Genomic DNA, 16196 nt, shown 5'->3' with positions numbered 1-16196 from the left:
AATGTTTCCAAGTTTTTCCAAATCGATTTTCTGCTAAATCCATAATGCTTCATTTTTATACATAGCAAAAATATAAGAATGAAAAAAGGCCGACAAGATAGAATCGCGGAGACGCTTACTTGGAAATGAAATATGTCACAATGGCTATTAGAATTTCTTATCAAGCCCTCAAATAGCTATGCTTTAGATAGGCTAAAGCGTAGCTATCCGTTCCCTAAAGCTATGCTTTAGGAAGGTGAAAAACCTGTATCGAAAAACGTAATTAATAAGAAATATAACCCTTTCACAATAGACAGCGACTGTCTTAAAATAAATCATCTAAGTGTTTATTATGAATTCCTCGCTGAAGAAGGCATCAACATTTAATATTCAACTCATTCAAAACCTTGCGTATTGCCTCAAATGTGGTAATGCGAGTAGGAACTAGTGGCAACCGAAGTTTATTCTCGATCATACCCATGGCATTCAACATTGATTTTACTCCTGCCGGATTTCCATCAACAAACAATAAATTGAATAATTCCGTGAATCGATGGTGAATGGTTAATGCATTGGCAAAGTCTCCTTGAAGCGCCAGGCGCGTCATACGGCTAAATTCACGAGGAAAAGCATTACCGATTACTGAAATCACACCAACGGCTCCCAATGTAATAAGCGGAAAGGTTATACCATCATCTCCGGAGATTACATTGAAATTTTCCGGTTTATTTTTAATAATATCATCCATTTGCGTAATATTGCCGGATGCTTCTTTAATAGCAACTACATTCTTAAAATCGCGGGCAATCCGCAAAGTAGTTTCAGCAGTCATATTTACCCCCGTACGTCCCGGAACATTATACAATACGATGGGGAGCTCCGTAGCTTCCGCAATCGCTTTATAATGCTGATAAATACCTTCTTGAGAAGGTTTATTATAATACGGCACAACAGACAATATGGCATCAACTCCTGTGAAATCATCATTTTTCAATGTTTCTACAATAGCACGAGTATTATTACCACCTACACCCAACAGAATAGGAATTCTTCCGTTAACGCGGTCAATTACCATCTTTTTTATAGTTTTCTTTTCTTCCTCGGTCAGAGTCGGTGTTTCAGCTGTAGTCCCCAGCACACACAAAAAATCCGCATTATTCTGTAATAGATAGTCCACCATACGCATCAACGCGTCATAGTCAACGCTCTCATCCTCTTTGAAAGGAGTAATCAGTGCTACCCCCATTCCTTTCAATTTAGTCTGTATCATGAGTTTTAATTATAATCTCTAATTTATTTAGCCGCAAAAGTACGAATATTTTTCTTATCTTACGATATAAGTTTCAGAAATTCGTCTTCGCTTAATATGGTTATTCCAAGTTTTTTTGCTTTTTCAAGCTTTGCAGGTCCCATATTGTCCCCAGCCAGTATAAAACTTGTTTTCGCAGAAATGCTTCCTACATTTTTCCCTCCGTTTTTCTCGATAAGCTCTTTATATTCGTCACGTGAATGATGAACAAACACACCGCTGATAACGATAGACTGTCCCGCTAACTTATCCGTATATCCGCTTAAATCTTCTTCGGTGCGATAAAGCTGCAGTCCGGCCTCTTTTAGCTTGGCAACCAACTCACGATTAGACTCATTCGCAAAATATGCAAGTATACTCTGGGCTATTTTTTCTCCGATTTCATCGATACTTACCAATTTTTCAAGATCTGCCTGTTGCAGATCATCTATATTCTCAAACGATTTTGCTATCTTTTTGGCCACAGTCTCACCAACAAAACGAATTCCCAAAGCAAAAATAACACGCTCGAAAGGAACGGTTTTGCTTTGTGCAATCCCCGTTATAATGTTCTCCGCCGATTTTTCTCCCATACGATCCAAACCTTTGATATCATCAGCTGTGAGTTTATATAAGTCGGCCGTATTTTTAATTAATCCCAAACGATAGAACATATCCACGGTTTCCGGTCCCAATCCATCAATATTCATAGCCTTTCGACTAATAAAATGCTCGATTTTGCCTTTGATTTGAGGAGGACACGCTGTTTCATTGGGGCAATAATGAGCGGCCTCCCCTTCATACCTGACTAATTTACTACCACATTCGGGACAATTGACGATGAATCGAACCTTCTCCCCAAGCATAAAACTACGTGCATCTTTATCTACTCCCGTAATCTTAGGAATAATTTCACCACCTTTTTCCACATAAACCATGTCTCCGATATGCAAATCAAGTCCTTCGATGATATCCGCATTATGTAAGGATGCACGTTTTACGACAGTTCCCGAAAGCTGTACAGGGTCCAGATTAGCTACCGGAGTGACTGCTCCGGTTCTTCCTACCTGATAGGTCACCTTATTCAATCGGGTCAATGCACGTTCTGCCTGGAATTTATAGGCAATAGCCCATCGAGGAGACTTAGCCGTAAAACCCAAATTTTTCTGTTGTCTCAAACTGTTCACCTTTAAAACAATCCCGTCTGTGGCAACCGGTAGATTTTTACGTTCTACATCCCAATAGTTGATAAATTCAAAGACCTCCTCCAATGTCTGGCACTTACGCGTCAAATCAGAGATTTTAAAGCCCCATTTTGCCGCTTCCTGAAGATTTTCATAATGTCCGTCACAAGGCAGATTATCTCCCAATAAATAATATAAATAAGCATCCAGCTTGCGAGAAGCTACAATAGAAGAATTTTGCAACTTCAATGTACCGGACGCCGCATTTCTTGGATTGGCAAAAAGCGGTTCTTCACGTGCCTCTTTTTCCCGATTCAACTCTTCAAACACTTCCCATGGCATAAGAATTTCCCCACGTATCTCAAAAGAAGCAGGATAATTATCACCATGTAATACAAGCGGGATAGAACGGATTGTTTTCACATTATCCGTCACATCATCGCCTTTTTCTCCATCTCCACGGGTAACGGCACGAACCAACTTCCCATTTTCATAGGTCAACGAAATAGAAGTACCGTCATATTTCATTTCACAACAAATCTCGAAATCCTCATTTAGCGCTTTACGGACACGATCGTAGAAGTCCGTCACTTCCGCTTCCGAATATGTATTTGCCAATGACAGCATAGGATATTTATGAGCCACTTGCGTAAAATTCTTGTTCAAGTCGCTCCCCACGCGCATAGTGGGTGAATTTTCATCTTTATATTCCGGATGTGCTTGTTCCAGATCCTGAAGTTCACGCATCTTATCGTCAAACTCTTTATCCGAGATTTCAGGAGCATTCAACACATAATAATTATAATTATGCCGATGAAGTTCGGCACGCAATTCCTCTATTTTTTCTTTTATATCCATATTTCTTCGATTGTTTAAGGCAAAAATACATGTTTATCTTTGAATATTTGTACTTTTGCGAAAAATTAAAAGATTATGCGCATTGATATTATAACAGTTTTACCCGAAATGATTGAAGGTTTCTTCAATTGTTCTATCATGAAACGAGCTCAAGATAAAGGACTTGCAGAAATACACATTCACAATTTACGTGATTACACCGAAGATAAATATCGTCGTGTCGATGATTATCCTTTTGGAGGATTTGCCGGAATGGTGATGAAAATAGAACCTATCGAACGCTGCATCAATGCTCTAAAGGCAGAACGTGACTACGATGAAGTTATCTTCACGACCCCTGACGGAGAACAATTCAACCAACCGATGGCCAACACTCTCTCTCTGGCACAGAATCTCATTATTCTTTGCGGACACTTTAAAGGCATCGATTACCGTATTCGCGAACATCTGATTACTAAAGAAATCAGTATCGGCGATTATGTATTAACAGGAGGAGAACTAGCGGCAGCAGTGATGGCAGATGCTATCGTACGTATCATTCCCGGAGTCATCTCCGATGAACAATCCGCACTTTCCGATTCTTTCCAGGATAATTTGCTGGCAGCACCTGTATATACACGACCTGCTGATTATAAAGGCTGGAAAGTTCCCGATATTCTATTATCCGGGCATGAAGCAAAGATCAAAGAATGGGAACTGCAACAGTCCCTGGAACGCACCAGAAAACTTCGTCCCGACCTATTAGGGGAGTAAAATAAAGTGTAAATAAAAACGACGATGAAGATTACGTAAATCCTCACCGTCGTTTTTATTTTATCTTCAATCTAAAGATTCTGTCCGTAGACAATTCCTCTAAACACGAACTTCTTTTTCATCTGCCACTACCTGCCTGTTTATCCTTTCTTTATTTAAAAGAGAAATAGCATTTTTCTTGCAGACTTAATGCGAAGGGTTATTGTATGTTTTCAATTACACCTCAAGCGCACCAATTATTTCCTTTACAGACTTACATCCGTGTCTTTCCAGGTAATTATTTATACCATCTTCCACTTTAATAGTCACAGCAGGATCTATGAAATTTGCCGTACCAATTTGGATGGCCGTCGCACCTGCAAGCATGAATTCAACAGCATCTTTCCAGTCCATAATACCTCCCAATCCAATGACAGGAATATTTACCGCCTTGGCAACTTGCCATACCATACGTAATGCGATAGGTTTTACGGCTGCTCCCGACATTCCGCCTGTTATAGTTGACAAAATAGGGCGTTTACGTTCCGCATCAATCGCCATACCCAGCAATGTATTGATTAATGACACGCTATCCGCACCACTTTCTTCTGCTGCACGAGCTATTTCAGTGATGTCCGTAACGTTCGGGGAGAGTTTTACGATAAGTGTCTTTTTGTAAGCTGAACGCACTGCTTTTACTACTTCTGACGCCCCTTTTGCTGACACACCAAAAGCCATACCACCTTGCTTTACATTAGGGCAAGAGATGTTTAGCTCTATAGCAGGAATTTTGTCAAGTTCATTAATGATTTCAGCTGTTTTTACATAATCTTCGATGGCAGATCCCGAAACGTTTACAATCATATTCGTTTGGATGTCTTTTATACGGGGATATATATGCTCCACAAAGTAATCAACACCCTTATTTTGCAGTCCTACAGCGTTTAACATCCCAGAAGGAGTCTCTGCCATACGCGGATAAGGGTTTCCTTCACGTTTGTGAAGAGTAGTTCCTTTTACAATAATACCACCTATTCGCGCTATATCAATGAAGTCGGAGAACTCTTCACCATATCCAAATGTACCAGATGCTGTCATCACCGGGTTTTTCATTTGTAATTCACCAATGTTTACACTTAAATCTGCCATAGTAGTTTATTTATATTAAAAACAGGACCTTCTTTACATACACACAAATGACCTTCTGTCGTATTTTCCACACAACATAAGCATGCTCCGATACCACAAGCCATTGTATTTTCCAAAGATACTTCACATTCTATCTGATTACTTTTGGCATATTTTGCCACAGCCACCATCATCGGTTTGGGACCACAAGTGTAAATCTGCTCAAATCGTACCTTATTTAATATAGAATGTTGGGTAACATATCCTTTTTCTCCATGGCTACCATCTTCCGTGGTGGTATATACCTCTCCATATTTGGCAAACTCTTCCAGCTGCAACAGATCTTTGTCGCTACGGGCACCTAACAGGAACGTAGGTTTATGGCCTTTTTTAGCCAACTGCTCACCTAAATAAAGCATAGGGGCTGTTCCGACACCTCCACCAACTAATAAGAGCTTATCAGAAGCCTCCAGAGGCATTGTATATGCATTTCCCAGTGGAAGCACTACATTTATTGTTTCACCGGGATTAACCTCTGCCAAACGTCTTGTTCCATCACCAACCAGCTGGATCAGAAACCAGACCTCATTTCGCTGTTTATCTACAAAATTAATAGAAATGGGACGCCGTAAGAATGTAGTAGGCGAACCGTCCACCCGGAGTTCGGCAAACTGCCCAGGTAACATTTCGGGCAGTAATGACTGAGAGGTCAATTTTAGCAATACATAGTTTGCATTCAATCTGATATTCTCGGTCACTGTCAGATCTAAAATAAATTTCTTCATGTATGGATATAAAAGTATAAATTCGTATTCCGGGTGCAAAGATACAGGAAATTGCTCAAACCACCGATTTTACTCTTCATTTTTCAGGTCGAAACGTCTCATAGGTATTATCATCGAAAAATATTCTTATTTCCGTGATTTTCCTGGCAGGCTTTTCTATATACCTAATCTCCTGTTTTACAATCTCTTTGGGGGCATTTTCGGCGTTTCTTAACGGCGTTTCCTTGCGATTTTCCGGAAGAGTCGGTTCTTTGGACGGATTTACGGGATTCTCGTCGAATAAAGAAGGCAGATAATCGTGATTAGAAGAAGAAAAGGAAGTTCCTTCTTCAGACACCATCATTTCGCCCTTACCATAAAGCAACCATTCAAGATTTACATAGTCATACTTTTGATGAACCTTCATAACGACCTCTAAGCTGGGTTTATTCCGATCATTTAAAATATGAGAGAGAGTAGATTGTTGCACTCCAATTGTTTCAGCAAAAACTCTAGGAGGAACTTTTTCTCTTTCCATTATCATTCTGATTCTGTCTTTTATTTCCATACTACCTTCTTTTTATTACAATTGTATGTGTTATGTACCTATTTCACAAAAATACGCACTATCTCATTGATTATACAAAGGTAAATAATTAGATTCACAAAAGCAAATTACAAATATAAAAATATTAATATTATAAAAGTGTATTATATTATACAAATCGAATATTACGCTTGTATATAGAATAAAACGAGTTATTATAAGCATATAGCTTTAGTTTAATTATATATCATAAAACACAGATATACAACCATATATATAACACAAATGGAACTCGAATAGAGACATTCACAAATATACATACCACATGTAGAAGGCGCTTATAGCACTAATTGATATAATAAACTATATAATCTTGATTTATAATAAGATAATAGAGATAAAAGTATTTGTTAATGCCTGAGAAACTACATTTGTATATAGGGTATTATTTTTGTAAATGCATAAATATATTATTGTAAACACCATCTTTTGATTACATTTGGAATTCATTCTCATAAATATACGACACATTTGTAACCACATAAATACACAAAAGTAAATATTGATAGTTGCAAAAGCAATAAAAGGAAGGGATCAACTCATACTTTACCAATGTATATTGCTATTTTTTTCTAATCATCCTTTACAATCTTCTCTAAAAAGAGAATCCTTGCAATATTTCCGTACCGATCTCCACTTATTTATTTTTTTTCAATTCTAGGAAGCTCATTTTTAGCATAAACAAATGAAATACAAATACTTACCCCTATAATTCAGATTCTATTTTTCTATTAAACTAGAAAAAATAGGCTTATAGTAATCAAAAATACTCTGGATTATCAAAATGACACTAATGGATGATTTTAGAGAAAAGAAAAAATCTCCATTCTCACTATAAAACGATACCTTTAAAATCCAAAATGCTTTTTTGATAAACTCAAGAATAAGTAAACTTTTCTCGTTTAAAAATTAAAGCTCCTATTTAAAAGAAAAAGTTTCCTTGAAGATAGATCAATACAAAATTCTAAAAATATACTTTGTGTAGTTCGTTAAATGGGTAACTCTATAAAACTACAAAAGGAGTAAATCTATTTGTAAAATAATCACTGGCATTGTGAAAGTCTTTTTTATAATGGAAGTAATTGCGGGAATACAAAAAAAGACATATACTTCCCGTTTCTATCTACGGTAAAAGTATATGTCTGATTATATAGGTAATTCTTAATCCTACTTAATGCAAAATTTTGAACACTAATTCACGAAGAATATCTCCATCTGTCATAGAACTATTTTGGACTCCTTTGGATTTTGCATCAGCATATCGTATTTCTCCAACAATCTGCATCGTCTTTACTCCGCTATATTTTCGCATTGCTGCCATATAATCCCGGGCCTGCCAGGGAGTTCTTAGTCCTAGCATATTTGCGATCCCTTGCTCTGATTTATCCGGTGCATAATAAGCCAACATTAGATTGGAGTAAAAGCTGAATAATAAAGACAGCGTCATTTGGATTGGGTTAGTTTTCGGATTTTCCTCAAAATATTTTATTATCTTATTTGCTTTCAATATATCCTTTTCCACTAAAGCACTGCGCAATTCAAAGTTATTATAATCTTTGCTTATGCCTATGTTTTTTTCTATCTGTTCAGGAGTTATGCGTTTTTGCCCGGCAGGTAAAGTGATAATCAACTTTTCAAGTTCTCCGGTCAGACGACTCAAATCTGAACCTACAAAATCAGCAAGCATAACAGTTGCTTTAGGTTCCATATCAACTCCTTTCCGTTTCATATATGAAGCTATAAAACCGGGAAGTTGTGCATCCTTTATTTTTTTAGATTCAAACAGTACACCAACTTTGTCCACCTCGGCAGCCAGCTTCTTTCTACGATCCAACGTTCCATGCTTATGGCATATCACTAAAATGGTGGAAAGCAAAGGCTTTTGAAGATAATACGACAACTCTTCCATATTACGTACCGCCTGTGCTTCCTTAACTACTACTACTTGGTGTTCCGACATCATGGGATAACGCTTTGCAGCATTTATAATCGTTGCCACATCCACATCAGCCCCATACACAACAGTCAGGTTGAATTCTTTTTCCGTCTCACTCAACACATTATCCGTTATGTAATCTGCAATCAAGTCGATATAATACGACTCTTCTCCCATCAGGTAATAGATAGGGCGATACTGCTTTGCTCTCAATTCCTTGAGGATGTCATCACAGGTCAGTTCTTGTTTTGCCATATATAATTTTCAGAAAGACCGGATTACCAGTCGAATTTCAAGTGTTTAACAGTTTTCTTTTCATCAATAATCATGCGCAAAGAAGCAATACCAATTTCAACATGCTCTTCTACATAATTTCTGGTAACCAAATTATCACTTCTATCTGTTTTTACTCCGTCGGGGGTCATTGGCTGATCGGACACTAATAATAATGCGCCGGTAGGAATATGATTGGCAAAGCCACAACTGAACAAAGTTGCAGTTTCCATATCAACTGCCATAGCCCGGGTCTTTTTCAGATATTCTTTGAATACATCATCATGTTCCCAGATACGGCGGTTGGTGGTATATACGGTACCAGTCCAATAGTCACGGCCTTTGTCACGGATGGATGAAGAAACGGCACGCTGCAACATAAATGCAGGTAATGCAGGAACTTCGGGAGGAAAATAATCGTTAGAAGTTCCCTCTCCACGGATAGCTGCAATAGGGAGAATCAAATCGCCAAGCTGATTTTTCTTGTCGATGCCACCACATTTTCCCAAAAACAAACAAGCCTTGGGTTGAATAGCTCCCAGCAAGTCCATGATGATGGCAGCGTTAGGACTTCCCATACCAAAGTTAATCATAGTGATGCCTTCGGCAGAAGCAGAAATCATATTTGCATCCCTTCCTAAGATGGGAACATTAAACTGATTTGCGAAAATCTCGACGTACTTGTTGAAGTTAGTCAACAGAATATACTCTCCAAAATCCTCCAGGTTACGTTTTGTGTAACGGGGCAGCCAATTAGCTACGATTTCTTCTTTTGTTTTCATAATTATCTATTAAATTTGTGCTCCCAATAATGGGAACCATTATTTAACTTACAAAAATAATAAATGTTATCGTTAAACCTACCAGTATTCGACACTAAAATAAACGTACGAAACGGAAAAAATGTAATTTTCGACGTAATTCGTAAACGATATGTCGCCCTTACCCCTGAAGAATGGGTACGGCAACACTTTGTTCACTTTCTTATTGCACACAAAGGATATCCGACTGCCCTTCTGGCCAATGAAGTAATGGTAAAGTTGAACGGTACTACCAAACGATGCGACACCGTACTTTATCGGAGGGATTTATCAGCCCGGATGATTGTGGAATATAAAGCACCACATATCGAAATCACACAGGCTGTTTTCGATCAGATCACCCGGTATAATATGGTATTGAAGGTCGATTATCTGATTGTCAGCAACGGAATGCAACATTATTGTTGCCGGATGGATTATGAGAATCAGAGTTATACGTTCCTCCAGGATATTCCAGATTACAAATCTTTATAAAAATGATCCGCTTCATTCGCCTTAAAAAACATACTTACCTATAAGAATAAAATAGCGTCACTATCCGTTCAAGATAGTGACGCTATTTGCTTACTATGGTGACACCATCCCAAACAGATGGCGTCACTATACCAACTCCCCTTTCAGGTAGTCTTCAAACAGCCTTTTACTTCTATACGGCAACATCTTTCTCACTATCCTCATTTCCTTTCTTTTTGCTGAATCGCTCTTGCAATTTCTGCATGAATTCGTAGAAATTAGGAATATAAATGGTAGCCAATAAAGTGTTCATGGCCATACCAAATACCACAGCGGCACCCAATGCTATACGACTTTGTGCACCTGCACCGGTGGCGAATAACAAGGGCATCACTCCTAATACAAAAGCAAAAGAAGTCATCAGGATCGGACGCAAGCGGACATGCCCCGCTTCAAAGGCAGCTTCCCTAATTGAATTACCCTCGGCACGGAAATCACGGGCAAATTCCACAATCAAAATTCCGTTCTTTGCAGAAAGCGCAACCAACAGGATTATGCCGATTTGCGTATAAATACTGACTGGAGTTCCCATAATCAGACAGCCAATCATGGCACCTAATAAGGCTACCGGCAATCCGATGACGGCTGCTACCGGGCTGGTCCAACTTTCATACTGTGCAGCAAGTACCAGAAAAGCAACAATTAACGCCATAATCAGAACAATGGTAGTCGTATTCCCAGCCTGGGTTTCCTGATAGGCAACGGAAGTCCATTCATACCTAAACTCATCTCCCAGCTGTTCCTTAAACAATGCTTCCACTTCTTGAATAGCCTGCCCGGTACTACTTCCCGGAGCAACATTACAAGTCAGAGAAGCAGTCGAGTACATATTATAGCGGTTAATCTGGTCTTGGCCTAACTGTTCCTCCACTTTGGTGAAAGAAGAAAAAGGCACCATCTCTCCTGCCGAATTCGGCACGCTTAGCTTCAAGACATCATCAATTACCCGCTGTGCTTGATCGCGTGCCTCAATCTTCACCTGGTAAATACGGCCGAATTCAACAAAATCATTCACATAAGCCGCTCCCATATAATAGCCCAATGTAGAGAAAACATCGTTCAAGGCAATTCCCATGAACTGGACTTTGTCACGGTCGATATTCAAGAAATATTGAGGAACATTTGCCTGATACTGACTGGATACAGATGCTAAAGCCGGTTTCGAGTGATAAGAAGCAAGCAAGGCATTGATGGCCTGCTGCATTTCCGTCGGCCCCAGATTACGCCGGTCTTCCAACTGAAGCTGTAAACCACCGGATGCACCCAACCCCGGAATAGCCGGAGGAACCATGGCAAACACTTCCGCAGCCTGAATAGTCATATACGCTTCACCATTAAAACGGTTGACTATGGCAGCAGCCGTATGCTCTTTCCCTTTCCTCTCACTCCAGTTTTTCAGTACCACAAAATAAGTTGCCGAGTTACTCTGTTCGCCACCACCCATGATAGAAAAGCCGGAAATACCAATATAATTCTTTACTTCCGGATAAGAATCCAGAATACCGTTTATCTTTTCTCCCACTGCTTGCGTACGCTCAAGGCTGGCGGCAGGCGGAAGTTGAACAACAGCAATAAAATATCCGTCATCCTCGTCCGGGATAAAAGTTGACGGCCAATGCATAAAAAGCAATAGAGCAATAACAGTCAAAGCGCCATAAGAAGCGAGAGCCATTCCCGGACGTTGAAGCAACCATTTGACAATTTTGTCATATACCCCTTGTGTCTTGTCATAAGCCTTATTGAAACCTTTGTATATAAAGAAGTTAGAAGGTTTACTCTTTTCAAGAAACAGTGCGCAAAGCGCAGGAGTCAATGTCAACGAATTGAAACCGCTCAATACGGTAGAAGCGGCAATAGTCAGCGCAAACTGCTTATACAGCTGACCTGAAATTCCACTAATCATCATTGTTGGAATAAACACGGCAAGCAATACGAGAACCACCCCGACAATCGGGCCCGTGATCTCTCCCATCGCTTTTGTCACGGCTTCACGAGGTGAGTACTGCCCAGTTTCCAATAATCTCGAAGCGTTCTCCACCACCACTATCGCATCATCCACCACAATAGCAACTGCTAAAATCAGTCCGAACAATGTTAATGTGTTGATAGAGAAACCAAATGCCGCCATTACGGCAAATGTACCGATCAACGATACCGGGATAGTAATACAAGGAATAATCACTGCCCGCCAATTCTGCAGGAACAAGAAAATAACGAGTATCACCAACAAAGTTGTTTCAAAGAAAGTAACCATCACTTCATCAATGGAAGCATGGATAACATCAGTCGTATCCAAAGTGACATTATAGGCCACTCCTGACGGGAAACTTTCTGCAAGTTCTTCCATCTTAGCTTTCACTCCTTTTGAAACATCCAGCGAATTGGACCCCGGTTGCTGGTAAATAGCAATAGCAGCCGTAGGTTTTCCATTCAATCGCGACACTACACTGTATGAAGCAGACCCCAAATCAATGCGTGCAATATCTTTCAGACGAAGCATCGCCCCGTCCTGCTCACGGCGGATAATAATATTCCCGAACTGTTCCGGAGATTTCAATCGTCCCTGAACATTCAACGTATACTGAAAAGCATTATTATTATCCTGTCCGATAGGCTGACCGATATATCCGGCGGATACTTCCACATTCTGTGACTGGATCGATTGATAGACTTGCTGCGGTGAAATATTCCGTATACGCATAGCCTCCGGATCGAGCCAGATGCGCATCGAATAGTCCCCTGCTCCCATCACATTCACAGCACCCACTCCGGGCACACGTGTCAGCTGGTCCACTAAATTCAATTTGGCATAATTAGTCAGATACAGGCTGTTGTACACAGAGTCCTGCGAAGTCATTGTCAAAAACATCACAATGTTTGAAGATTGTTTCTGCACAGTGACCCCTTGCACCACCACCGGTTCCGGCAGCGATGATTGTGCGATACTTACCCTGTTTTGTACCTGCACAGTTGCCATATCGATATCCGTACCAACAGCGAATGTAATAGTCAGAGAATATGCTCCCGAAGATGAAGAATTGGAAGACATATAAAGCATGCCGTCTACACCATTCACCTGCTGTTCGATAGGAATACCCACTGTTTGAGCAACAGTTTCAGCATTTGCCCCGGGATAAACGGCAGAGACCTGCACCGTTGGCGGTGTGATCTCCGGAAATTGCGCCACAGGCAATATATTGAGTGTGACCAGACCGGCTACTACAATAAGCAGGGCAAGGACAGTAGCAAATATCGGTCGGTTGATAAAAAACTTAGAAAACATAATGTATAGGTTTAAAAGATTTCATTTGTTAATCAATCAGTTATCCAAAAGACCTTATTTCCCTCTTTTAGGGAGGGAATCAGGAAGTGGCTTTACTTTCATTCCGTCTCTGACTTTCATCAAAGCCTCCGTGACATACTGTTCCTGCGGGGAAAGTCCCCCCAATACCTGCCGTAAAGTGCCGTCGACCAACTGCCCTATTTCAATATGCCGGTAATGAACTATATTCGAATCATTTACAATATATAAGTATTTGCCTAACTGGTCGGTTCCGATAGAGCCCTCTTTCACCAACATGGCATTTTTAGCTTCTCCATAAGGTAAAGTTATGCTTACATATAATCCGCTCTTCAATATCCCTTTCGGGTTATCAAAATTGGCACGAACCATCAGTGTTCCTGTATTCACATCTACATTTGGTGAAAGATAATCGAGCGTAGCCGGATAACTTTCAGTTCCCCCCTTTCCCAGTTGAACCATTATTTTTTTAGGAAGATCAGTCGGTAACTGCTGGGTATCCATCGTCATTGCCAACCATTGATTATCAGCAACATTAAAGTAAGCATACATCTGATTATCTTTATAAATAGTAGCCAATGTGACTGGTTGCAACGAACCGCCTACATAACTTCCTATATCTACAGTCGCCTTACTGATGGTGCCGTCAAACGGTGCACGGACATAACAATATCCCAAGTTTGTACGGGCGGTGCTCAAAGCTGCTTCCGCGTTGCTGACAGCTGCAACACCCTCTTTCACAGAAGATTCAGCCTGAAGTACCTGTATCTGACTGACCGCATCACTCTTTACAGCCTCTTTCATACGGCTATAATTATTACGAGCATATTCCAATTGCGCTTGGGCAGTTTTCAGTTCTGCTTCTGCTTGCTCCACCTGATCTTTATATAAGGTTGGTTCAATGACAAACAACAGTTGCCCCTGTTTCACCCGTCCACCTGCGACATAAGAGGTAGACTGCAAGGTTCCGTTCACCCTGGCTACAAGATTCACCGTCTTTTCTGTTGTCAGATAACCCGGATAATCTTTCGTCAAAGTAATATCCTCCACTATGGGTTTGGTCACACTAATTTCCGGAGTTGGCATACCTCCCATCGCTCCTGTACTTTTCTTCTCCTTGCAACCCGTCAATATAGGCAGTGCAAGAAAGATATACATCAGTTTTTTCATATCTGTTAGGTTATATATTTTATAGATTGATTTTTATTCTCTCCAACCACCCCCTAAAGCCTTGTAGAGGGCTATCAGTTGCAAAAGCGAACTACCTTGTGCCTGTACCAGCTGATTCTCATAAGATAACAGAGAACGTTGTGCATCAAGTACGTTTTGGAAAGGCGAAAGTCCCTGTTTATAAAGTTCCAGTGAAAGTTTCAATGTCTCAATTCCTTGATTGCGTACTTCCCGCAGGGCTACAATCTGTTTGATTGAATTCCGGTAGGAATTCATAGCATTGTCCGTTTCCTGTACGGCAGTTAAAACCGTCTGATTAAACTGGTTGATCGCTTCATCCAGTTGCGCTTTTGCCAGCCGGGTTGCATTCACCAGCTGTCCTCCATTGAAAATAGTCCAGTTCAATGACGGAGCAATTTCATAAGTCATACTTTTACTTTTGGTGAGATCCTTCAGGTCACGGGCGGCATATCCAAATGAACCTTTCAAGAAAACTTTCGGCAACCAATCCGCTTTCGAAGCTCCAAGCAATGCTGCCTGCGCATTTACGCTCAATTCCGCACTTCGTACATCAGGCCGTCGCAGTAATAAATCGACAGGCATTCCCACTCCGATAGGTTCCATATAATCGGGCAATGTACCACTAGATTCAAGAACAGGACGAATGTCCTGGGGATACATTCCCAATAAGACAGCCAATGTTGTGATATACTGATTGATACCCGCTTCCAACTGGGGAATGGAGGCTTTTGTGCTATATAATACAGACTTGGCCTGTGCCACATCGAGTTTAGCAACCAGCCCGGTGTTATAGCGTACTTCCGTGATTTTCAGGACTTCTTCCTGCGAAGCACTGTTTTTCTTCACCACTTCAAGCTCTTGTTGCAACTCCCTTAGATTGATATAAGCCGAGGCTACTTCTGCAGCTAATGAGACCATGACTCCAGTGTATTCTTCCTTGCTGGCGGCAAAATTCTCTTTCTGCGCTTTTACCCGTTTCCGGATACTGCCGAAAATATCAAGCTCCCAGCTCATGCTTAGCGAAGCATCATAATAATGATCGGTTGTTTGGGGCAGTGAACTTGTATTTCCACTGGTTTCCTGACGGGTCCATCCTGCATTCAATCCGATGGAAGGAAAAAAGTTACTGCGTTCTATCCAAAGACTGGCACGAGCGGCAGCTATACGGTTGATTGCCATGGCAACGGAGTAATTACGATCTACTGCCAGAGCTATCAAAGAGTCCAGTTTGGTGTCTTGGAATGACTTCCACCAATGGTCATCTACCGGAAGTATCTGTTGAAACACTTCCCCGCTCTCTTCCCAATCTTGAGGAAGTGGAGCTTTCAAATAACGGTTTGCGGTCTGTCCAACCGCGGTCACAGTTGAAAGAAACATAAGGAGCGATGTGCCCCACACTCGTATATTCATATCAGTTCAGGTTTTTATGAAATGAAAAGATAACAACTAAAGGGTAAGTTTGTTTATCGATTCCTTTTATACGAGCACTTGTTAAAACAAAAAAGGAGGTGTGTCGTAATGCACGATGCACCTCTTTTTTTGTTCATCACTATACAAATCTGTTCACTTTCTTTAAGCTGCGATCTTTTGAAGATTTCTTTGATTTATGTGTTCCCAGCAT

12 protein-coding genes are annotated in these 16196 nt (G+C 40.5%); 2 read left to right on the top strand and 10 right to left on the bottom strand.

Annotation, left to right across the window (positions count from 1 at the left end; genetic code table 11):
• Window positions 1-355: 355 nt before the first annotated feature.
• Both dapA and ligA read right to left on the bottom strand, forming a co-directional pair.
• A complete protein-coding gene (dapA, locus tag N5O98_RS25645) occupies window positions 356-1249 on the bottom strand; it encodes a 4-hydroxy-tetrahydrodipicolinate synthase (protein WP_004303039.1) in 894 nt (297 codons plus the stop codon).
• A gap of 59 nt (window positions 1250-1308) precedes the next feature.
• Entirely contained in the window at window positions 1309-3309 is a 2001-nt protein-coding gene (gene ligA / locus N5O98_RS25640) for an NAD-dependent DNA ligase LigA (protein WP_004310411.1), read from the bottom strand.
• Between the two features lie 75 nt (window positions 3310-3384).
• On the opposite strand from ligA, the gene trmD reads away from it, so the two are divergent.
• Window positions 3385-4062, top strand: a complete 678-nt coding sequence (gene trmD / locus N5O98_RS25635) for a tRNA (guanosine(37)-N1)-methyltransferase TrmD (RefSeq protein ID WP_004295953.1) — start codon at window positions 3385-3387, stop codon at window positions 4060-4062.
• A 216-nt stretch (window positions 4063-4278) separates the two neighbouring features.
• On the opposite strand, the gene N5O98_RS25630 is transcribed toward trmD, so the two are convergent.
• The 5 genes from N5O98_RS25630 to N5O98_RS25610 form a co-directional block, all read right to left on the bottom strand.
• Window positions 4279-5190 (bottom strand): dihydroorotate dehydrogenase, encoded by a 912-nt coding sequence (locus N5O98_RS25630; RefSeq protein WP_004295952.1) that lies wholly within the window; start codon window positions 5188-5190, stop codon window positions 4279-4281.
• Window positions 5178-5954 carry a dihydroorotate dehydrogenase electron transfer subunit gene (locus N5O98_RS25625; RefSeq protein WP_004295951.1) on the bottom strand — a complete coding sequence of 259 codons (777 nt, stop codon included), beginning with the start codon at window positions 5952-5954 and terminating at the stop codon, window positions 5178-5180. The genes N5O98_RS25630 and N5O98_RS25625 overlap by 13 nt, the downstream gene beginning before the upstream one ends.
• A 76-nt stretch (window positions 5955-6030) precedes the next feature.
• Window positions 6031-6501, bottom strand: a complete 471-nt coding sequence (locus N5O98_RS25620) for a helix-turn-helix domain-containing protein (RefSeq protein WP_004295950.1) — start codon at window positions 6499-6501, stop codon at window positions 6031-6033.
• 1210 nt (window positions 6502-7711) lie between these two features.
• Window positions 7712-8731: a DNA polymerase III subunit delta gene (gene holA, locus N5O98_RS25615; RefSeq protein WP_004310409.1), complete on the bottom strand. Its 1020-nt coding sequence runs from the start codon at window positions 8729-8731 to the stop codon at window positions 7712-7714.
• Window positions 8732-8754: 23 nt separating this feature from the next.
• Window positions 8755-9531, bottom strand: a complete 777-nt coding sequence (locus N5O98_RS25610; RefSeq protein ID WP_004303046.1) for an AMP nucleosidase — start codon at window positions 9529-9531, stop codon at window positions 8755-8757.
• Between the two features lie 63 nt (window positions 9532-9594).
• Here N5O98_RS25610 and N5O98_RS25605 point away from each other — a divergent pair, with 63 nt between their 5' ends.
• Window positions 9595-10044 (top strand): type I restriction enzyme HsdR N-terminal domain-containing protein, encoded by a 450-nt coding sequence (locus N5O98_RS25605; protein ID WP_004295946.1) that lies wholly within the window; start codon window positions 9595-9597, stop codon window positions 10042-10044.
• A gap of 172 nt (window positions 10045-10216) precedes the next feature.
• On the opposite strand, the gene N5O98_RS25600 is transcribed toward N5O98_RS25605, so the two are convergent.
• Genes N5O98_RS25600 through N5O98_RS25590 form a run of 3 tightly spaced genes read right to left on the bottom strand, consistent with a single transcriptional unit; the run spans window position 10217 to window position 15985 of the window.
• Window positions 10217-13366, bottom strand: a complete 3150-nt coding sequence (locus N5O98_RS25600) for an efflux RND transporter permease subunit (protein WP_004310408.1) — start codon at window positions 13364-13366, stop codon at window positions 10217-10219.
• Window positions 13367-13420: 54 nt separating this feature from the next.
• Window positions 13421-14554 carry an efflux RND transporter periplasmic adaptor subunit gene (locus tag N5O98_RS25595; RefSeq protein WP_004310407.1) on the bottom strand — a complete coding sequence of 378 codons (1134 nt, stop codon included), beginning with the start codon at window positions 14552-14554 and terminating at the stop codon, window positions 13421-13423.
• A 33-nt stretch (window positions 14555-14587) separates the two neighbouring features.
• Entirely contained in the window at window positions 14588-15985 is a 1398-nt protein-coding gene (locus N5O98_RS25590; protein WP_022199407.1) for an efflux transporter outer membrane subunit, read from the bottom strand.
• Between the last annotated feature and the right edge of the window lie 211 nt (window positions 15986-16196).

Source organism: Bacteroides sp. LFL-34, assembly GCF_027257075.1.
In the GTDB taxonomy this organism is placed as follows: domain Bacteria; phylum Bacteroidota; class Bacteroidia; order Bacteroidales; family Bacteroidaceae; genus Bacteroides; species Bacteroides ovatus.
This window is presented reverse-complemented; position numbering and strand designations above follow the sequence as displayed.